Raw genomic sequence first — 20,451 nt, 5'->3', positions numbered from 1 at the left:
TTTTCAGTTACCATAAAGAGCCATTAAATTACTATTGAATGGTTCGAAAGTTTGTCACGCTTTAGCATGACAAAAAGGAGAAGCAAGAGGGTAACGGGCAAAGCCGCGTTACATATTTAATTTTTCACTCATACCATTGATTGTCAGTTGTTTAAAAATTTTGAAGTTTATAGGATTTTTACTATTTGCGTCAAATGGTTTGAAATAGCCTATAAACAGGGGTGTAATTGCGTCAAATGCTTTGAAAAAACTATAAAATGGATTCTTTTATCACAATCAGGTTCAAGCGAAAAACAGCCAAGCGTTTTCAAACGTTTTCACGCACCCATTTTAGATCCCATACGGAAGCCATGACCACTATGCTCGATTTTTTCTTTTATAACGAAATCTCCCCTAGGGAAAAATTTGGACCGACGGGAAGGACCATTGAACAGGCCTTGAAGAAGCGCATCAATGCGGCCATAGCCATTATGCGGGATATGGAAAAGAACCAGACCAAACCTACCGTGGCAATGATCCAATCCTTATTCGAAATTGAAGAGCCTAAAAAGAAAATTTTGATTTTGGAGAAGAAAAAAGAAGAGGAGAATCAACCAAAATTTCACAAGCGTAATAAATAAAATCAATAATAAAGAGCACTATGTACATCACTATTACGGCACAAAAACTCGGGGGTTCCTATTCCCCAAGTTCGGCAGGTTTCGTCGATTATCTAGGAAAGGAAAACCAAGGGGTGGAGCAGGAGGACATGGAACATTTCTTCAATCAACACGACGAAGAAATTTCCGCTGAAGAAGTAGTAAGGGAAATCGATGGCAACACCGCTAAATTGGAAAAGACCGAACCAAGGTTTTATTCCATTACGGTGAGCCCATCCAGGTATGAACTTAAAGCATTACAAAACCCAAATGAAGACCTTAAGGTATATACCCGGGAACTGATGAAGGATTATGTGGTATGCTTCAACCGGGAAATAAACGGACAGCCCGTTACGGTCAATGATATAAAATACTACGCTAAGATTGAGCATCAACGGACATTTAAGGGAACGGATAAGCAGATTCGGGAAAACCAGCCTTATGCTACAAAAATACTTCAGTTAAAGAATAACATCGGAAAGGTGGAAAACGGGACCATGCAGGGGAACATCAAAAAAATGGAAAGGCAGATCAATAGATTGGAACACGAGGCCCCGCACCAACAAAATGGTCAACGGATCGTACAGGGAATGCTTAAGGAGGGGAGCCAAAGCCATATCCATATCGTCATGAGCCGAAGGGATGCTTCCAATTCCTTTAGTTTATCACCAGGGAGCAAATACAAGGCATCCGAATCGGAATTGAACGGCAAGATGGTCAAAAGAGGATTTGATAGGGACCAATTTTTTGATAGGGCCGAAAAGACCTTTGATAAGACCTTTGATTACCAAAGAAGCTTTTCAGAGAAATATAGTGCCCGAAAGGAGTTTATCAATAATCCGAAAATTTACTTTAATTCCTTGATGAGGTTGCCCACTAACGAAAAGGCTATTGCCTTTAAAATAATACGGGAGACCGGCCTACCTATAATGGGCAGCATCCCTATCAATAAGGCTCAAATGGCATTAAAAGTTTTCAATAAACTTAGACAAGGGGTAGAGGTGGCCATCAAATCGAGTTCCATAGGAATCTAAAAGAAGGGTATGGAAGCAGTGCATCCTTTTATGATAATCATCATCATAGGCCTAGTCAGTATTGTATTCTATATGCTGTTTAAGACCATCAGATTTGCCTTTGGCCTAAATACCTTACTCGTTTTTTGGATTTTGGCAGAAGTTACCCATTTAATGCCATTGATTTCTGGGATACTTTATTTAGCATGTCCTTTGTTACTGATCAATACAGTGATGTATGTTTTTCTTCATAAAACGGATAACCCTGTCTCCATTAATGATAAATATCGAGTCAATTTCAAAACTACCAAGGGAAGTTTTAAAATCAATAATATCAAACGGGGCGTTTCCATTATAGGATCTGCCGGAAGTGGTAAGACCGAAAGTGTGGTCTATGGCTTCTTACAACATTTTCAAAGACATGGTTTCAGTGGCATCATTCATGATTATAAGGATTTTGAGATTACCGAAATGGCGTATCCAATTTTCAAGGATTCCGATATCCCGTTTAAAGTAATCTCCTTTGATAAAATCATTCATCGGGTGAATCCCATAGCACCTCGATATTTGGAGAATCCGGAAAGTGTAAACGAGGTTTCCAGGGTGCTGATAGAAAACCTATTGGAACAGAAAGATTCCGTTTCGATTGGCGCTACCAAGTTTTTCCACGATGCTGCGGAAGGTTTGATAGGTGGATTGATCTGGAGACTGAAATCTTCCTATCCCGAATATTGCACTTTGCCACATGTCATCGCCATATACCATTATCTGGATACTGAGAGCCTTATTACATTTTTGGAGTCCAATATAATCTCAAAAGGAATGGCCGATGCTTTTATCAGTGGTATGGATTCGGACAGGCAGACCGCAGGGGTGAAAGGTACGTTAAGTAATGCATTAAAAAGGATAAGTACCCCACGAATATTTATGGCCCTGTCAGCGGATGAAGTGCCGCTCAATATCAATCACAAGGATAATCCTGCCGTTATTTCCGTGGTGAACAATCCTAGGTTTGAAACCTCGTATTCCCCTATAATTGCCACTATTATCCACACCATAACCAAACAAATGAGCGTTCGAAATTCAAGACCTTCTTTTTTGTTGATGGAGGAAGCCCCTACCATCAAACTTCTGAACATGCACCGTATTCCGGCAACGTTAAGGAGTTATGACATAACAACAATCTATGTAATGCAGGACAAGATTCAAAATGATATGATGTACGGTGATAAGGCAAGCAGGGCCATTTTGAGCAATCTTTCCTATCAGTTCTTTGGCAAAGTCAATGACCCTGACACCGCAAAATATTATGAACGATTTTTTGAGATTATCAAAGACCCGACCAAGAGTGTTAGTCGAGGCCATAGTCTCGACTTTGATACACGAGTAACCACAGGAGAAAAGGAAATTCCAAAAAATAGAGCGGATGTATTTTTTCGATTGGAACAAGGCGAGTTTATCACTTATGCAGATGGAAAGGACAAAAAGGTCCAATTTAAATTACAGGACATTCAACGGGAGCTTCCTAAACCTTCCAAACAATTTTCCAAATCTGATCTGGAAGCTAATTTTGATAGAATCTACAATGAGGCCAGATCGATATTTGAGTAAGATTGCCAGATAATACTTTATGATGTGCTTAAATTGAGGGTTACACTACTACCACATTTAGTTTCGCTAATTCACCCTTTATAGAACGAGTCAAGTAAATTTAAACGACCCTTTTATTGAACTTTATAGCCTTACATTATTTATTGATTTTAAATAGTTTAAAGTACCATACTAAATAATTAGTTTGTATTTTGAGGTTTATTTAAACTTTGGGTCATGGTTTTTGGATACGCTAGGGTAAGTACTGCAGAGCAGAATTTAGATTTGCAATTGGATGCCTTTTTAAAAGAAGGCATTGATACAAAGAACATTTATACGGATAAGGTTTCCAGTTCTCAAGAAGAACGTAAAAGCTTAAGCAAACTTCTGGACTATGCCCGTGAAGGGGACACTATTGTCGTTTGGAAATTAGACCGCCTGGCCAGAAGCTTGATTCATTTTACAAACTTCATCAACCAACTCGATGAAAAAGGGGTCAAGTTCCGGAGCATTACCGAACCTTTTTTGGACACTACGGACAAGTCTTCGCATTCCCAATTCATTGTAAACATGTTCGCTGCCCTAGCACAGTTAGAACGGGATATTATCATTGAACGAACGAAGGCCGGTTTGGCCTCTGCGAGAGCAAGGGGTAAAATATTAGGTGCACCTACGGGAATTAGTAATAAAAATCAACAAAAAGCCATAATTTGCGAACAGTACTTTAAAGAGGGTATATTAACTGTTTCTGAAATCTGCCAGAGAGTGAATATTTCTAGAGCAACATATTACAAGTATTTAAGGCATAGAGGGCTTAAAGGGAAGCTTCGTCCTTACAATGCAGACAATAAATTAAGGATTTATAAATCAACTAACTAGAAGTACTCACAAAACAGAAATATAGTAACTTGTTACTATATTCGTACGTTAGGTGCAATAAGGAAAATCAAATGTGTGACAATTGCTTCAACATAGAGATAAGTAATTTTGATTCGGAAGCTCAATTTTTAGAATTCGATAAAAAATTGACATTCAAATTGGGTAATGGTAAATCCATCAGAGCTAATGATCAGGGAAAGTCTCATAAATCTGTTTATTTCGATACGTATAAATGTAAAGAAAGTGAAACACTTTGGTGTTTATCCACCCCTGATCATGCTTGGAGAGGGTTCTTTCTACCGTATGACAGATGTATTGATCACATTGATTCTCTTAAGAAGTCCGATAGACTAAAAGGAATTATTGGAATTGCAATCCTAATAATTATCATCACATTAATTACAATCAAGCTTTTATAACCATGTTTGAGAAACTTCTAAAAGAACTGGATAAAATACAAAAAGAAGGAAAAGTCTCCGTTACTATTAACGCTGATGACAAAGGTTACTTGGATAAAGAATGTCCAAATGAAGAATGTCTTTATAGGTTTAAAGTTTACGAGGAGGATTGGGTCAACAAGGTAAGTGACGAGGAAGTTTTTTGTCCAAAGTGCGGACATAAAGCCAATTCAGATAGTTGGTGGACATCAGAACAACTAGAGGAGGCCAACCAAAATGCAATTAGACAAATTACTGGGCGAATTAATAAGGCAATGAAGGATGATGCTAGGGCTTTCAATAGACAGCAGTCCAGAAATTCATTTATTAAAATGACCATGAATGTTTCAGGTAATTCTAACACTTACATATTGCCAATACCCGCTCTTGAAGAACTTGAACAGGAAATCACTTGCTCTGAATGTGAAACCAGATACGCTGTAATCGGAAGTGGTTTTTTCTGTCCTTGCTGTGGACACAATTCCGCTGAAGAAACATTTAATAACACGGTTAGTACGATAGAAAAGACCATTGAAAACATTGAAATAGTTAGAACTGCTGTAACCGCAGTTAGTGAGGACGAAGCTGAAAACACTTGTCGGTCATTAATTGAGAAAGGACTTTTAGATTGTGTTGTCGCTTTTCAAAGATTTTGTGAAGTAACATATTCTAAGCACCCTTATGCAAAATCAAAAATTCCATTTAATGCATTTCAAAAATTGGATGTTGGTGAGGCATTATGGAAAGAGATTATAAATGAATCTTATTCAGACTGGCTATCTTCTAACGAATTGGAAAGAATCAATATTCTATTCCAGAGAAGGCACCTACTTCAACATACTGAAGGAATCGTAGATTCAAAATACATTGAAAGATCTAAAGATGAATCATACCAAGTTAACCAAAGAATAGTGACAAAAGAGAAGGATGTTATGGAACTTGTTAAATATGTAAAGAAATTAAAAGAGAAAATAAAAAAAAGCACCTAACAATATGTATGAAATCATAGCCCCGCAAAGCCATCACGCAAACCAAAGCTACAGATTCATACACAAACCGTCAGACTGCGCAAAAACCTCCCTTTTTACTTGTGAAAAATCCAAAAATTAATTATCTTAAAGTATTGTAAACCAACACTTTAATTATGGATTTTATCAATGGTTTCAATAGGGACCAACTTATAATGATGGACTTCGAATCCGAAGTGGGCCCCAATTCGTGGGCGCGGATAGTGGATATGTTCGTGGATATCCTGCCACTTGCCCAACTGGGCTTCAAGGCCATTCTAAATGACGAGGGAAGGCCGCCCTATCGTTCCTCCGATATGCTCAAACTCTATCTCTACGGATATAAGAACAGACTGCGCACCTCGCGCCAATTGGAACATGCCTGCAAGGTGAACCTTGAGATTATTTGGCTCTTGAGGGGACTAAGGCCATCGGCCAGGAAAATCGCCTATTTCAGAAAGGACAATCCCAAGGCCTTTAAGCAGGCCTTTCGATATTTTGTGGTGCTGTTAAAAGATTGGAAACTCATCGAGGGGCAGACCATTGCCATCGACTCTTTCAAGATCAGGGCCCAAAATGCCCTCAAGAACAATTTCAACCAGAACAAGATCGACCGCCACATCGAATATATCGACGCCAAGATAACGGAGTACCAACAACAGCTGGACCAAGGGGACTGTGGTGCGGACCAAGAGGAAATCGAGAACAAGCTAGCGTTCCAAGAATCCAAAAAAGAAAATTACCGTAACATCGAAAGACAATTGCAAGGGAGCGGTGAGCGCCAGATCAGCCTGACCGACCCCGATGCCAAGGCCGTGGTTCTACACCGCAATATCATCAATGTGGGCTATTGCGTACAAGCGGGCTGTGATGCAAGGCACAAGCTCTTTGTAAACAACGATACCGGGACCGTGAACGACACCCATGCACTTTCCCCCATGGCATTGGACGCCAAAGCACTATTGGGCGTAGAGAACATGAATACCCTGACCGACAAGGGGTATACCACGGCAAAGCATTTGGACATATGTACCAAAAACGGGATAACGCCCTACTCCTCGCCAAAGGAACACTCCTCACAGCACAACGGACTTTACCCGATGATCGACTTTGTTTACGATAAGGAAAAGGACACCTACACCTGCCCGGCTGGCAAGACCTTGGACACCAATGGTACCATTTACAATAAGGCGGGACACAGGATAAAACACTACAAGAACAGACTGGCGTGCAAAACTTGTGGCCTCAGGGACCTCTGTACAAAAAACAGGAACGGACGATTTATCGAGCGGTCCATTTATCAAGAGGCCCTGGAAGAAAATCAAAAAAGAGTGGAAGAAAATCCAGGATACTATAGACTTAGGCAACAGATTACGGAACACCAGTTCGGGACCCTGAAAAGACAATGGGGTTTCACCTATACCCTGATAAAGGGTAAAGAAAATGTCCTCTCCGAGGTTAACCTGATCATGATCTGCTACAACCTTAAAAGACTTATGTCCATACTTGGCTCAAAAGAGCTAAAGAACAGGCTAAAAGGGCTTGGACTTCCATTGTTGACCATATACCATCCAATTCTGGACCATTTAAGCCTACTGGTCCATATACCAAATCTTCAGGTCCCAAATTTATGGTACGACAATACTTCCCATAATCCACTTAAACTAACCTAGAAGTTATTATTTTTATCAAAAATGGGGTTGCTGCGCAGACTCCCGTTACCAACTATTTTTAAAATAGCCAAAACTTCAAATAATTAATGAAATCCAATAAAAACAAGGACAAAGATATTTTACCAGAAAGTGCGACTACATTGTCTAAAGTTTTAATCGCAGCTTCTGCTGGAGTTCTTACTGGAGACCCTATTTTAGGTACTGGAGCAGTAACATTAATAACGGAGACATTTTTTGGAATTAGAGGCAGACTTAAACTAAAACGCTCAGAAAACTTCATTCTAGCATTTTCTGATTATATAAAAAAAGTTAAACCAGATTTTGATATTGAGATTGTTGATAGTGAAGATTTTGGAGATTTCTTTGAACGAGTGTTAATAAAAGTAAGTCAAACAAATTCTCAATTCAAACTAAAAGGATTCAAGAAACTGGCTGCGAACCAAATTTTAAATCCTGTTTCTTATAACCTAGTAGATAAATATTTGGACCTAGTTTCAAACTTGAATGAAAACCACATAATCTTACTCAAGCATTGGTACTTTGAAGAACTAAAATATAAATCTATAATCGGAAAATTTGACAATGAAAGAAGACGCCTAAGAGAAGATTTTGACAACGGAATGAATAAATCTAGTAAGAACGAAACATACTCAGATTACCAAACAAGATTGTTAGATTATGATTTGATAGATAATGAAGGGGTTAGGGATTCCATAAAAGTTAAACGAAAGAACTTATTAGAAAGCTTTGAAATTGACGAATTTGATTTTTGGGCTCATGATTTGAGAAATTTAGGGGTTTTTGAACATGACACTACATCAAATTCCTATAAAGGCAGCAATGCCTTTCAACATCTCTACCTTTCTCCTTTTGGAAAAAAAGCGGTTGAGTTTATTTTTAATTAATCTTAAACTATTCTGGACTTTTTACTCAAACGTAATCTGAATTACAAAAGAATTCTATGAAAACGGAGATTTAAAATTTGAATGGAATCACAAAAACAACCAGTTGAATGGAATTACAAAAGAATACCATAAGGACGGAACATATTCTGAATGGCATTATGAAAATGGAGAAAAAAACGGAACTGCAACCAGATTCTTTAAGACTGGAGAAAAAGCAATCATTTGGGAATTTAAGAATGATATTATAATTAGTGGTATTGGCTATTATCCAACTGGCGAGAAAAATGTTGACATTGGTTATAAAAATGGCATACAAGAAGGAATTTCAACTGAATACTATGAAAGTGGGGAAAAGATATTTGAATGGAGATTTAAAAATGGTCAATTGAAAGGAGAAACAATTGAGTATTGTAAAAACGGGAATGTAAAAAACGTATTGAATTATTAAATTAAACTGGTTACAACATAACAACAACTAAAAACAATACGGGGCTCGGTCTTAGTCGAAAGCTTTTCCTAATTTTATGAAGACGCAGAATCTTATCCTTTTTGCTAAGCAAAAATTAAATCAAAAAAATAAGATTAGGCTTAGTTCGAGACAGCAAGCAATGGTTTACTTTACCCGTCCAGTTTTTAGTTGAAACGTTGTAAACATGCCGAAAACAGTACGTATTTGAAAAAATCATAGAAAGTAAAGCCGAATTATGGAAATATCAGAAAGTGAAAAGAAAGAACTTGACAAATTAAAAATTGGAAAATTAGTTAAGAATACAATGTCTATAATATTAGAAAAGGATTTAATTTCTGAAAATGAAATTCAAAACTTAATGAAAAAAGACTACTCTAAATTTACTTTTAACGTAATCTTTCCTATTCTAAAAAAAGTGGACAAAAAAATATCTCTGAAAGAAAACGGACTGATAAACGGAAATCCGAGATATTATGCAAAACCAATTAAAACCCGAGAAACTGAGTACCTTCTGACAAATGAATGGAAAGAATATCATAGAGAGGATTTTATGAATTGGTTAAAAAGAAAAGTATCGGACTTATAAGCACAGTTTACAACAAAGAACTCCTAACTAAAAGTTCAAATAAAGGATGATTCTAATAAAGAAATGGTGGGTAAGGTTAATAGTTAGTTTATTATCTGGAGGTATTATAACAGAAGCTTTGAATATCTCAACAGATGGCAATGTAAATATCAATGCATTTGTTCTAGGGATTGGTATTTACTTAATTCTGAGTATCATTTATGGTTTTTATTTAAGAAAACAGAAAGACTAAAGTTCAAAAAAGGATTATTAACATAGATACGTAAAAGTTCAAATTAACATATTTCCATAATAGAATAGTTAGTGTTAATTTATGTATATGTTGTAGTTTGGAGAAAAAAAGCCTATTCATGTGCGCATAATTTCTGAAATAGAATGCATTAAAATCAAGGATGAAAAGCACAGATACCATAGATATCGATAATGGAAAATATAGCATGTAATTTAATTTACAACAATGGTGATGAGGACATTTTTGTTGGTTTTAAGCAAAGATGTGAAATACAAAACATCATTTACAATGTAGAAAAAGGGAGAGGACGATGGTGCAGTCAACCTGCATGCTCGTGCAAAAAGTACTATAAGAGAGGTTTCAAAGGACCAGTTGAGGATTACCCATGTAATGAAAGTACATTATTTGAAACATGGACTTGGAATCCCGGAAATAAATTCAAGACAGGTGAACCATTTAGAATGTTGAGAACGGGCAAAGGAAAAATCGCCATATTAACGACCTGTTTTCCCTCTACTTCGGAATCGGAGAGAAAAATTGTTGGATTTCTTAAGATTAAAGATCTGGTTGATGACCACCATCAAATCATTGGACAGAAAAACCAATCATTGAGATTAACATTGGACGAAGCAAAGGAACTTGATTTTTGGCTTTATCACAAAAACAATAATAATTCATCCAAACCTGACTGGAAACAAGGACGATTCAGATACTTAGCCGATGAGCAGGTTGCAACAATCTTACATGATTTAGTTCAAGTAGTTCAAAATGCATCGACACAGTCAATGATTTTAAAGCTATTGGAATCGGACTTCCCAGATTATGCAATTGAAAGACCCATAGTAGAAGGAGCGATAAAGGGCAGTTATACAAAGAAGGTCATGTTAAAACGAAAATATGGAAAAGGAGGAGAAAGCCCTGCTCATAAAAAATTAAAGGAATACATAGCCAAAAACCCTTCTCTTATTGGATTATCCTCCAAAAATTTTATTGCAAAAATAGAGCATCAATTTACTTCTGGTGACCTTGTTGACATCTTGTTTGAACCTCTAAATGGACAGACCAATACAGTTGTGGAAATTGAACTTGACAATGTTTTGCCCGGAATACAACAAGCAATTAAGTATCGAGTTTTAAGGTGCTCTCAACTCAAGAAGCCTTTGACATATTCTAAAATTAAGGCAACTATTGTTGCATGGAAATTAAACGATTCGGAAAGGCAATTATGTAATCGATATGAAATTGACTATTACGAAATTAAATTATAGAAAGCACTGGTGACAATATAGAACTAAGCTGAAGTCAAGGTTCAAATAAACGATGGCATCATTGATGCTATCCCGTTGTTACACCTCATTAGAAAATATATATGCGTACTGAAATACATTTAATAAACTGGAGAGGAGGAAATGTCCAAGCTGAGAGATTGGGAGCCAAAATTCTAATCATGGAAGGCTTTGAATCTGTCGATCCTCAATGTCCATTAGGGGGTCCAGACGGACTTAAGGATATCATTTGTGAAAAGAATGGATGGGACTATATTGCTGCATGCTATTTTGGGATTGATCAAAAGGCATTTAAGGATATTAAAGATAAATTCAACCATGATTTGGAAGGAGTCCACAAAAACGATGCAGATGGAATAGTATTTATAACTAACCAACATATTACTCCAGGAGAACGAACAGAATTAATTGAATTAGCATCACAGCAAGATAAGAAAGCCATAATATACCATAAAGAAAGAATAGTAGCTCTCTTAAATAGTCCAATGGGGTACGGGATTAGGCTTGAACTTTTTGGAATTGAAATGAATAAGGAAGAACAAACAAGTTTTTTCTCGCAACAAAACAACTTTTTGAAAAAGTTACTTGACAAACAATCTGAATATCTTTTAGATGAAATTGGAAAAAGATTCAGCTCAATAAAGTCTCCTCTTAAAAGAATTGAGCGAGTCGCAAACATGACATATGAAACCACTCTAAGTACAAGTGACTTAGTGAAGAAGAATGATAGAAGTGGAAGAGATAAAATAAAAGTAGTATTTCCTAAAGGTGACATAAATTCGAGTGAATTAGATTTAGCGGAACTTTGCACACTCCATAAATTACTTCTATTTGGAGAACAAGGAACACAATTAGGAGAATTAAGGACACAAAAAGTTTGGATTGGAAGTCCAACTGCAACTGGAATAGAAAATGCCACTTTTATACCGCCAGAACCAGAAATAGTAGCTGATGAAACAACTGGACTTCTGGAATGGTGGAGAACTAATTATACAGAGATTAAGAAAGATAGTCCAACTAACAAAATAAGTGCATTAGTCCATTTTCATCACCAATTTTTAAGAATTCACCCTTTTCTTGATGGTAACGGGAGAGTCGCAAGATTCATTCTAAATCAACAAGCATCTGAACTATTTGAAATTGAACACAAGATTATAATTGATGACACTGATTTATATTATTTAGCTCTGAACGAAGGGCATCAAGGAAATTTGGAATCTTTAAATCGGTTAATAACTCAAGCCCTATTTGGAATGGAAACACTTGAATAACGAGGTGTAACAAGTGATATAAGATCAGACTTGCTATCGCTGCGTCCACTACATATCACCGATACGTTGAAAGTTCAAAAAAAAAAAAAAGGATGCTTTCTTAAATTTGCTAGCTTTCGGAGACAGTATTTAAAATAGTCGGTTAAAGTTCTAATAAAGGATCAATGAAAAACACCTTTCTCATACTTTTTCTTTTGTATTTCTTTACGAGATGTAACGAACAGAAATTAAACAAAGTAGTATCCAATGATGAGCAAAAATGATAATAGAATTAAGCTATAAATTCCATAAATAAAAAATCTATTTGCCCAAATTAGTATTGAACCTTTAGTGTTATTTAAAGCCTTATTATTGTTGATACTATAAATTAAGTCTGAAATATACTCTTCCTTAAAACTTTCGCTTTTTTCGAAATTCTTTTTCAGAGTTTCTACTGAACTATCAGAATACTTAAATTTATATATTTTAAATATACCACTTGCTTTAAATATGGACAGTCCTAAAAAAATTATTGTTAGAACAAACATTAACCCTAAAACAATCTTGAATCCTAAATCTAGACAATTAAGTTTATCGTAAAACAACGGAATAATGAATGAAATAATAGAAATTATTAATCCTGATTGACTTATTAATTGTGATACTTTATTCTCAATAATATTCAATCGACTATCCTCGTTTTGAAATAGTCTCAGTAGATAATTGATATAATCATCTAGCAAATCCTTGTTATACATAAACTCTTTTTTATCTTCTTTTTCAAACATATTATTTAGTTAAAAGCTTAATTATCTCGTCAGAGATTTTCAGTCCTGTATCGTTTTCGATCCAAACCCATTGACCATTTGGGTTAATCTCCAAAAAAACATAGCCTGAATCTGTTTTTATCAAATCTATAGCGCCAAATTTCAGATTCAATGTTCTTACAATTTCTTTGCATTTTTCGGTAATACTCTCCGGTAAATTATATTTGGTGAACTGTGTTCTATCTTTTCTCCAATCAAGTTGTGTACTAACATTTGATTGAGAATCTACTTTAGCAGAAAACACCTTGTCATCTACGACAGTAACTCTGAGCTCATATTCTTTAATTATTTCTTGTTGAAAAATCATTGGAAAAGAAATGAAATCTTTCCTATTCAATATATGCTCTTTTTTTACCTTATTTGTGAAAATGAGTTTTGCTTTTCCATTTTCAAAAAATCGACCACCAAATAAAGGTTTTATGATAACTTGTTCATTATTTTCCTTGAAGAATAATTCAATTTTTTCCTTATCCGTAGAAACGATAGTTTGAGGGATGTCAAAACCAATACTCTTAGCTATCTTTAATTGATATAGCTTATTTTCTGCCTTATCAATATTATTAGGGTGACTAATCCAGTTTTTTATATCAAGGGAGGACCATAGGTTATTTAGAAATGCTTTGAAGTCCTTAACGAAAAAAGCCCTTTCATTCTCATTTGAAAATGAAAAATCTGGAGACTTGGTTCTTCTGAACCAAATGGATTTAAAATTTTCATAGCCATCTATCGATATTCTAATATTTGAACCAGATTGATAGTTTATATCGTGTTTTATACCAATATCATCTGTATTTAACCTATGATAAGGAATTTCTCTCTTGTTTAAAATATTGATTAGGTAGTCGGAAGTGTAATCCTCTTTATGTGATATTATTAATATCATTTTTAATCAGAATCTGTGCTCTCCATTTCCACCCTTGTAGTCGTCATTGTTATTAAAGAAGATGAAAGTAAAATAGAATCCTCATCAGAATCAGATTGCTCAGTATCAACTAATGTAAAAGTTTCAGTTCCGAAATTCAGAGGGAAGTTATTATCACTATCTGCGGACTCATTATGAACCTTAGTACCTGTCTCAGTAACACAATTATCCAAAACACTTATGGCAGGCGTATTGTTAGATTCCAAAACATTTAAATTTTTGTCATAATCATATTTTACAGGAGGGATGTCCGTCATATAAGTTGGTGACTCTCCATATTCAAATAGTAAATATCTCATATAACAGTTTATTTATTAGCTTTTTGGTTTCAACAATCAATCTATTTCAGTAATATACTACAAATACACCAAACGTTTTAATTGATAAAAAGAAAATTGAATTTTTAATAAACTAAGATAAATGGTTAAGTAAATTTTACTTTAAAAACAAAAACCTGAGTGGCACTAATTATTTGTTTCCATATTAATCAAGAAGCAACCGAATCAAGTACCTCCGAATAGCAATCAGCGTCATTGTTTAACCTTATAAGAATCAAATGTCCAACACTAAAACTGATTATTGACCTCAAGTATATCTGATTTTTTTTAAATATTATCTAAACTCTTTAAAGATCGCACCTTTTGTAAAGAGTTTAATTTGTGACGGAATTTTTAGTATCTTCCTTCAAAGTTCAAAAAAAAAGACAATGTAGCAATATAAAATAACATACAATTCTGTTGATGGGGCAACAGTACAAGAAGGTCACTGAACATTTACATAAATAAGGGATATTTTGGCGGGAGATTTTTTTGATAAACACTGCTAGTACGTTTTCCATTAAGGAAAGTGTGAGACATGGAGGTTATGAAGTCACTAAAGTTTATACAACTGATATGTCAAACGTTTATCTTTTTTCATTAGACTTAGCAGAACTAAACTGGTATAAAGCCCAAAAATGTTTTCACGTGATTATATTAAAACAACATTTAATTTTTAGCAACAACTATGGACTTTCGTTTAATTCCACCCGTCAGCGGTGTAGATAAGTTTGACGGTCAAATCGTATTCAAAATCCCCGTTCTTTTGAAAAAAGTTTTTTTGGAAAAGGCAAAGGGGCAAACAGTCCCTGTATTATTTGAAAGATTGGACTTCAAATCCGGAAATATGATTACTACTGCCGGAATAACGTTTAAGAAATCATTGTCATTATTTGAAGATTTAGGCAAAATACTGCCTTTTGAGACAAGCGCAATGGTTTATAATGCAAGCGGACGAATCGCTTTTAAGATTATAGGGGTATATAATCAAGGGATTTGGGAAGAACTACATGATGTTGAAAATATAATGAACAATGATGAAAACAGTATTCAAGAAATATTTCATCATCATTATAAAGCATTAAATGATTGGGTTGGAAATATTGATGATGCTTTCTATGACAAGCCTCTTTAAATATACCTCCTCTTCGTGTAAAGTTAAAATAAAACGGATATTCGGAGAAAAGAAAAGTTCAAATAAACGAAGAATTCACAAAGCAAATAGCTAAATATGAGTGATTATAATTTTAAGAAATTTAGAGACTTACTTTTTTCTTTGAAAGAACAGGGTAAAATAAGTGGATCTGAATCGGATGATTTATTATCGGAGTTTAACTTTAATGGTGAAGTGCTAGAATCTTTAAAGAAACTAGATCCATCTAAAGCGAAGTTGGTAATTGATGCAATGCAAAAGTTCAAATAAAGGATAATCCAGTGTAAATAAATTATTGAGCTACAATCCTCTTTTAGATTTTCTGGAAAGGGGGATATGCTTTATGATATAAATTATGAGGAAATATAAAATCATTCTAGTGTTTATTCTATTGGCAATTGTTAACTATAATTGCCAAAAAAAATCAAAACAGTTATACAATAAAAATCTACCGGTAGCAGTAGTTGAGGCTATTGAAAAAAGAATTGAAGAAGGTATTAATCACAGTATGGCTTTAGCTTTAATCGATTCATCAGGCATTCAATATTTCAATTTTGGTAAAACTGCGGATGACGGGATGGAGGTCAATAGAAACACTGTTTATGAAATAGGATCAATCTCAAAAGTTTTTACAGCAATACTCCTGGCACAACAAGTTTTGGATGATGAACTTAAGCTTAATGATGAAATTAATGACTTTCTCCCGGATAGTATAAAGATTCCGGTAATGGGTGATACGGAAATTACTTTTGGAAATCTATCAGACCATACTTCTGGGCTTCCTAGAATGCCAGACAATTTCGCACCATCAAATCCTAACAATCCCTACTTGGATTATACAATTGAACAGATGTACGAGTTCATCTCAAACTATACGCCAATCAGAGCAGTAGGTTCTGAATATGAATATTCAAATCTTGCTCAGGGGCTTTTGGGTAATCTCCTTGCAAGAAACAAGAATACTACCTATGAAGAACTGATGGTTAAAACTATCGCTGGCCCGTTAGAATTGAAAGATACCAGAATCGTACTTACAGAGAAAATGAGAGAGAATTTGGCATTAGGTCATAGTGGTGGGCAAATAGTTGAAAATTGGGATATACCAACTTTGGCGGGTGCAGGAGGAATCAGAAGTTCTACATTTGATATGGCTAATTTTATTTCTGCCAATATAGGGTATACAAATACTGAATTAACTAAAGCAATGGAGTTAACACATAAAGTTAGACACCATAAAGCTGGTGAAATGTCGGTTGGTCTTGGGTGGCATATTAAGGAGGGGTCCAATGGTGATATTATATGGCATAATGGAGGAACAGGTGGATACAGAGCATTTGCTGGATTCGTAAAAGAGTCGGGGCAGGGAGTGGTACTGCTAACTAATTCAACAAATGGTGCAGATGATGTTGGTTTGAACCTGCTCGATCCTGAATCAGATTTAGCTGAATTAAAATTCAAAAGTGATGCGATTGAATTACCAGAAAAGATACTAAAAAGATATATTGGAGTTTATGAGATTGAACCTAACTTCTTTATCACATTAACATTAGAGGGGTCACAATTATTTGCTCGAGGTACCGGACAAGAAAAATCGACCATATATCCCGAAAGTAATGTCAATTTTTTCTCACCTATAGACGGCATTGAAATAACTTTTCAAATTGAAGAACAACAAGTTAAAAGTTTAGAGGTAATTCAAAATGGGAATAAAATACCCGCAAAAAAAATCAAATAATCAAAATTGTATATAAGGAGAGAGCTAAATAGTTATCGAAAGTTCAAATAAACGATATAATTATGAAAAAGTTCATCGCAATATTTAGAGCTAAGTACCCCGGAATTAATGCAATTCAGCATTCATGTTTTACTTGGCAACAGGATGGGGACATACCTGACAAAACAATAAGCGCAAATCAAATTGCTCATACAACTGCAATTCATTTTTTCAGAATGTTTGATGATAGTGTGATTCCAGATAAAATAATCGTTGAGATTGATAAAATTGAAAAGTTCAAATAAACGATATTATGCTTACAGACATCAATCCAAAATTACCAATGCGCAATAAAACGATTACCAAGAATTTCTATTTAAACAGATTAGATTTTCAAGAATTTGGAAGTGCAGACTATGATGGTTACTTGATGCTTAAAAAAGACAATATTCAAATCCACTTTTTTGAGTTCAAAGCACTGAATCCGGAAGAAAATTACGGGCAAGTTTATATAAGAGTAGATGGCATTGAAAAATTTCACCAATTATTGTTGGACAACGGAACGAGTATTCATCCAAATGCAAGTCTTCAAATAAAACCTTGGGGACAAAGGGAATTTTCAATTCTTGACCCAGACAATAATTTGCTAACTTTCGGAGAGAGTATTTAAAAATAGTCGGTTAAAGTTCAAATAAAGGATTGACAATTGAGTAGAGTTTTTAAATTTCGAATTGAGTTAGAAGGTAGTAATCCCAAAATATGGCGGGAATTTTTGGTGCCATCCGATATCACTTTTTACAGGCTTCACCATATTGTTCAAATTGTTATGGGGTGGGAGAACTATCACCTATACGAATTCACTATTGATAGCTATCGTATCGGCCAACAATTTGAGGACGATGGATTTAATGGTCCCCATGAAGTAATAGATTCTCAAAGGATAAAAATCTGTGACGTTCTAAAATCCAAAGGCCAGGAATTGCATTATCTATATGATTTCGGGGATTACTGGGAACATTCCTTGACTCTGGAAATGATCATAGTTGATTTGACAATTCCATTTCCAGTCTGTTGCGCTGGCGAGCTGGGCTGCCCCCCGGAGGATGTTGGCGGCCTACCAGGTTTTTATGACTTTTTGAAGATTATGGGCAAGCCCAAGCACCCTGAATATAAAGAGTATAAAAAATGGGTAAAAAGTAAGCTTGTCGCTATCAATGGCAAATATGATCCTGAAAAATTCCATATGGAAAAAGTAAATTGGGTATTGTTACAACTGGATATTTATATTAAAGAATGGGAGAATGATCATAACGAGCAGTAGAAGTTCAAATAAAGGATTAATAAATCAACAAACTAGAAGTACTCACAAAACAGAAATATAGTAACTTGTTACTATATCCGTACGTTACCACACATTTGAGAAAAACATTATGGAATTAGACCAATTTATAACAACTACTATAAAATCTATTATAAAATCCGTTAATGATACAAAGGAATTTGCTGAATCTAATGGAGCAATTATTAATCCCGTTATAATGGAACGCATAGAAGACCACGACCTGACAACATCGATTTGGAGAAAAGACGGAAAAGATGGTAGACGGAGTTTAACGAATATTGATTTTGATGTAGCAGTTACAGCATCGAACGAAGAAGAAAGTAAAATCGGCGGAGGACTTAAGATACAAGTCCTTAACCTTGGCGCATCAACTTCTGAAAACTTGACGAATGAAACAACATCTCGCATAAAATTCAGTCTAAATGTTGCATTACCCCACCAAGGAGATGAATAGCTAAATACTATTATGAAATTACTTTCAATAGTTAAAATCTATCGTATTCCTTTTTTTCATATCTTTGTCCTATAATCATAATACAAAAATTATATGAAAAATTTATCTGAATTACTTTATGGAACTGAATCAAGTGAAAAAATGGAATTGTTTGACTCTAGAATAAAAGAACTTAATGAGAAATACGAAGAGACTTTAAATGGAGAGAGAGTCGAAAGTAAGTTTTTTGTTGACTGGTCAGCTAGAAAAAACATCAATAAACTACAGATAACCGACAATAAATTAGACATTTCAGTTGCTAAGGACGTTAATGACATTTTTAATGAAATATTTAATTAAAAACGTGTGGTAATAACTAAGACTTCGTGTGGTCGGTACGGCCAAACATGAAGACCGTGTTGACTGAACCGGGTCCTGTTTTCCCTTACTATGGGGATTGCTAAGGTTTGAGGGAGTCTTTTACATATACCTTGTTGTCGGAGCTGGCCCCTTAATTTGGTGGTCACCTCTTTCGTAGCCCGTTCCGGTGCCCTTTTTGATTTCCTTGGCCCATTTTACTCTCCGGAACGGCCTTTTCCATCCCGCTATTTTAATTTTGGCCACGGGTATCCCGTTACGCTGTTTCGGGCGTTCTTCTTGGGGCGCTATTTTTCAGTCGATCGGACCATGCTTTGGGCGGGCCACGGCTGTCGAATACCGCTACGGTCACCATAATCCCGATCTGGCAGTAAGGACATCGGCAATGTTTCAAGGGAGGCCGTCCATTGGGCACGGGACCGCCCAGGACCTGTTGCAGCAAAGGAAGCAGTGCCTTCTTCCTGGAACTGCTCAGGATCCCATAATGGCGTATACGCACGAACCCCTTGGGCAGGATGTGCAGAGCGAACCTGCGGACGAATTCGGCATCGGTTAATCGCAGTAAGGATATCCTTCCCCCATGCCGGTAATCCTTGACGGTAAAAGTGACGTTATTATTATCTAGGCTCTTTATACGGTGGTCACTGATGGCAATCTTGTGGGTATAGCGGCCAAGATATTCTACTACTTGTGCCGGACCTAAAAATGGACGTTTGCAATAAATTACCCAATTGTGCTTGAACAGGTTTTCGTAGAAGGCCGTGGGTTGTGGTGGAAATTCCTTGCGAAGGGATGCTACAAAACGAGCTCTAAAAACCTTGCTCATTGCCTTTACAGGAAACAAATACTTTCCTTTGTTCCTAGCGGATTTCCATTTGCCCGACCTTGTGGTCCCTCCTCCGGGAACAATGCAATGCAGATGCGGGTGAAGGGACAGATTTTGGCCCCAGGTGTGCAGGATGGCGACCATTCCCGGGTCGGCCCCCAAAAACTTGGGATTGGATGAAAAGCCTTTGATTACCTGCCAGGCCGTCCCGAACAAAAGGCCATAGATCGTTTTGGGGCTATAAAGGCATACCCTGTTAAGCTGCGAAGGAAGGGTAAAGACCATATGGAAATACGGCACGTTCAGCAGTTCGGCCTCCCTTGCCCTTATCCATTGTTCCCTTTTATGCCCCTGGCACTTGGGGCAATGACGGTTCCGGCAACTGTTGTAGCTAAGGTGCAGCTTATGGCAGCCAGGGTTGTCGCAACGGTCTATATGCCCGCCCAATACTGCGGTGCGGCATTTGCGCAGGGCGTGCAGGGTCCTTGACTGCCAGCTATTGGCACAAAGGCCGGCGAGCTGTTCCCTGTTGCGTTCCAATACCTGGGCCACTTCGTAAGTGGCGCGTGACACC

At 36.2% G+C, this 20,451-nt stretch carries 23 protein-coding genes and 1 pseudogene; 20 read left to right on the top strand and 4 right to left on the bottom strand.

The window, feature by feature from the left end; translation table 11 throughout:
* Window positions 1–257: 257 nt before the first annotated feature.
* The 12 genes and pseudogenes from U735_RS0121900 (at window position 258) to U735_RS0121845 (ending at window position 11,986) form a co-directional block, all read left to right on the top strand.
* Window positions 258–620, top strand: coding sequence for a BfmA/BtgA family mobilization protein (locus U735_RS0121900; protein ID WP_031445867.1), 363 nt, complete (start codon window positions 258–260; stop codon window positions 618–620).
* A 20-nt stretch (window positions 621–640) separates the two neighbouring features.
* Window positions 641–1,672 (top strand): MobB family relaxase, encoded by a 1,032-nt coding sequence (gene mobB / locus U735_RS0121895; RefSeq protein ID WP_031445866.1) that lies wholly within the window; start codon window positions 641–643, stop codon window positions 1,670–1,672.
* A 9-nt stretch (window positions 1,673–1,681) separates the two neighbouring features.
* Entirely contained in the window at window positions 1,682–3,262 is a 1,581-nt protein-coding gene (locus tag U735_RS0121890) for a type IV secretory system conjugative DNA transfer family protein (RefSeq protein WP_031445865.1), read from the top strand.
* A 216-nt stretch (window positions 3,263–3,478) separates the two neighbouring features.
* Window positions 3,479–4,120: a recombinase family protein gene (locus U735_RS0121885; RefSeq protein WP_051892284.1), complete on the top strand. Its 642-nt coding sequence runs from the start codon at window positions 3,479–3,481 to the stop codon at window positions 4,118–4,120.
* A gap of 421 nt (window positions 4,121–4,541) precedes the next feature.
* On the top strand, window positions 4,542–5,546 hold the full coding sequence (locus tag U735_RS0121875; protein WP_031445862.1) for a hypothetical protein: 1,005 nt from the start codon (window positions 4,542–4,544) through the stop codon (window positions 5,544–5,546).
* 155 nt (window positions 5,547–5,701) lie between these two features.
* Entirely contained in the window at window positions 5,702–7,237 is a 1,536-nt protein-coding gene (locus U735_RS0121870; RefSeq protein WP_198036671.1) for an IS1182 family transposase, read from the top strand.
* Window positions 7,238–7,323: 86 nt separating this feature from the next.
* Window positions 7,324–8,142 (top strand): hypothetical protein, encoded by an 819-nt coding sequence (locus U735_RS0121865; RefSeq protein ID WP_031445860.1) that lies wholly within the window; start codon window positions 7,324–7,326, stop codon window positions 8,140–8,142.
* A 40-nt stretch (window positions 8,143–8,182) separates the two neighbouring features.
* Window positions 8,183–8,239, top strand: a pseudogene (locus U735_RS26210) (hypothetical protein); the annotation flags it as partial.
* 6 nt (window positions 8,240–8,245) lie between these two features.
* Window positions 8,246–8,590: a toxin-antitoxin system YwqK family antitoxin gene (locus tag U735_RS24750; RefSeq protein WP_031445859.1), complete on the top strand. Its 345-nt coding sequence runs from the start codon at window positions 8,246–8,248 to the stop codon at window positions 8,588–8,590.
* 256 nt (window positions 8,591–8,846) lie between these two features.
* Window positions 8,847–9,197, top strand: coding sequence for a hypothetical protein (locus U735_RS0121855; RefSeq protein ID WP_031445858.1), 351 nt, complete (start codon window positions 8,847–8,849; stop codon window positions 9,195–9,197).
* A gap of 423 nt (window positions 9,198–9,620) precedes the next feature.
* Window positions 9,621–10,697, top strand: a complete 1,077-nt coding sequence (locus tag U735_RS0121850; RefSeq protein WP_031445857.1) for a hypothetical protein — start codon at window positions 9,621–9,623, stop codon at window positions 10,695–10,697.
* A 101-nt stretch (window positions 10,698–10,798) separates the two neighbouring features.
* Complete coding sequence (locus U735_RS0121845; RefSeq protein WP_031445856.1) at window positions 10,799–11,986, top strand: Fic family protein; 1,188 nt, start codon at window positions 10,799–10,801, stop codon at window positions 11,984–11,986.
* Window positions 11,987–12,213: 227 nt separating this feature from the next.
* Here the strand turns inward: U735_RS0121845 and U735_RS0121840 are convergent, their stop codons facing one another.
* From U735_RS0121840 to U735_RS0121830, 3 genes are read right to left on the bottom strand one after another with little or no spacing between them, the layout of a single operon-like run.
* Window positions 12,214–12,753, bottom strand: coding sequence for a hypothetical protein (locus tag U735_RS0121840; RefSeq protein WP_031445855.1), 540 nt, complete (start codon window positions 12,751–12,753; stop codon window positions 12,214–12,216).
* A gap of 1 nt (window position 12,754) precedes the next feature.
* On the bottom strand, window positions 12,755–13,675 hold the full coding sequence (locus tag U735_RS0121835) for an MvdC/MvdD family ATP grasp protein (RefSeq protein WP_031445854.1): 921 nt from the start codon (window positions 13,673–13,675) through the stop codon (window positions 12,755–12,757).
* Window positions 13,676–13,677: 2 nt separating this feature from the next.
* On the bottom strand, window positions 13,678–14,013 hold the full coding sequence (locus tag U735_RS0121830; protein ID WP_157365036.1) for a hypothetical protein: 336 nt from the start codon (window positions 14,011–14,013) through the stop codon (window positions 13,678–13,680).
* Between the two features lie 706 nt (window positions 14,014–14,719).
* On the opposite strand from U735_RS0121830, the gene U735_RS0121825 reads away from it, so the two are divergent.
* The 8 genes from U735_RS0121825 (at window position 14,720) to U735_RS0121790 (ending at window position 19,033) form a co-directional block, all read left to right on the top strand.
* Window positions 14,720–15,166 carry a hypothetical protein gene (locus U735_RS0121825; protein WP_031445852.1) on the top strand — a complete coding sequence of 149 codons (447 nt, stop codon included), beginning with the start codon at window positions 14,720–14,722 and terminating at the stop codon, window positions 15,164–15,166.
* Between the two features lie 96 nt (window positions 15,167–15,262).
* Window positions 15,263–15,454, top strand: coding sequence for a hypothetical protein (locus U735_RS0121820; protein WP_031445851.1), 192 nt, complete (start codon window positions 15,263–15,265; stop codon window positions 15,452–15,454).
* An 85-nt stretch (window positions 15,455–15,539) separates the two neighbouring features.
* Window positions 15,540–16,919 carry a serine hydrolase gene (locus U735_RS0121815; RefSeq protein ID WP_031445850.1) on the top strand — a complete coding sequence of 460 codons (1,380 nt, stop codon included), beginning with the start codon at window positions 15,540–15,542 and terminating at the stop codon, window positions 16,917–16,919.
* 62 nt (window positions 16,920–16,981) lie between these two features.
* Window positions 16,982–17,203 carry a hypothetical protein gene (locus U735_RS0121810; RefSeq protein ID WP_031445844.1) on the top strand — a complete coding sequence of 74 codons (222 nt, stop codon included), beginning with the start codon at window positions 16,982–16,984 and terminating at the stop codon, window positions 17,201–17,203.
* Between the two features lie 8 nt (window positions 17,204–17,211).
* The gene (locus U735_RS0121805) at window positions 17,212–17,568 is read left to right on the top strand and encodes a bleomycin resistance protein (protein ID WP_031445849.1); all 357 of its coding nucleotides are present in this window, start codon (window positions 17,212–17,214) and stop codon (window positions 17,566–17,568) included.
* Between the two features lie 36 nt (window positions 17,569–17,604).
* Window positions 17,605–18,219, top strand: coding sequence for a plasmid pRiA4b ORF-3 family protein (locus U735_RS0121800; RefSeq protein ID WP_084681131.1), 615 nt, complete (start codon window positions 17,605–17,607; stop codon window positions 18,217–18,219).
* 109 nt (window positions 18,220–18,328) lie between these two features.
* Entirely contained in the window at window positions 18,329–18,694 is a 366-nt protein-coding gene (locus U735_RS0121795; RefSeq protein WP_031445847.1) for a hypothetical protein, read from the top strand.
* A gap of 93 nt (window positions 18,695–18,787) precedes the next feature.
* A complete protein-coding gene (locus U735_RS0121790; protein WP_031445846.1) occupies window positions 18,788–19,033 on the top strand; it encodes a hypothetical protein in 246 nt (81 codons plus the stop codon).
* Between the two features lie 274 nt (window positions 19,034–19,307).
* On the opposite strand, the gene U735_RS0121785 is transcribed toward U735_RS0121790, so the two are convergent.
* On the bottom strand, window positions 19,308–20,450 hold the full coding sequence (locus U735_RS0121785; protein WP_031443686.1) for an IS91 family transposase: 1,143 nt from the start codon (window positions 20,448–20,450) through the stop codon (window positions 19,308–19,310).
* Between the last annotated feature and the right edge of the window lies 1 nt (window position 20,451).

Origin of the sequence: Arenibacter algicola (assembly GCF_000733925.1) — a bacterium.
Taxonomy (GTDB): domain Bacteria; phylum Bacteroidota; class Bacteroidia; order Flavobacteriales; family Flavobacteriaceae; genus Arenibacter; species Arenibacter algicola.
This window is presented reverse-complemented; position numbering and strand designations above follow the sequence as displayed.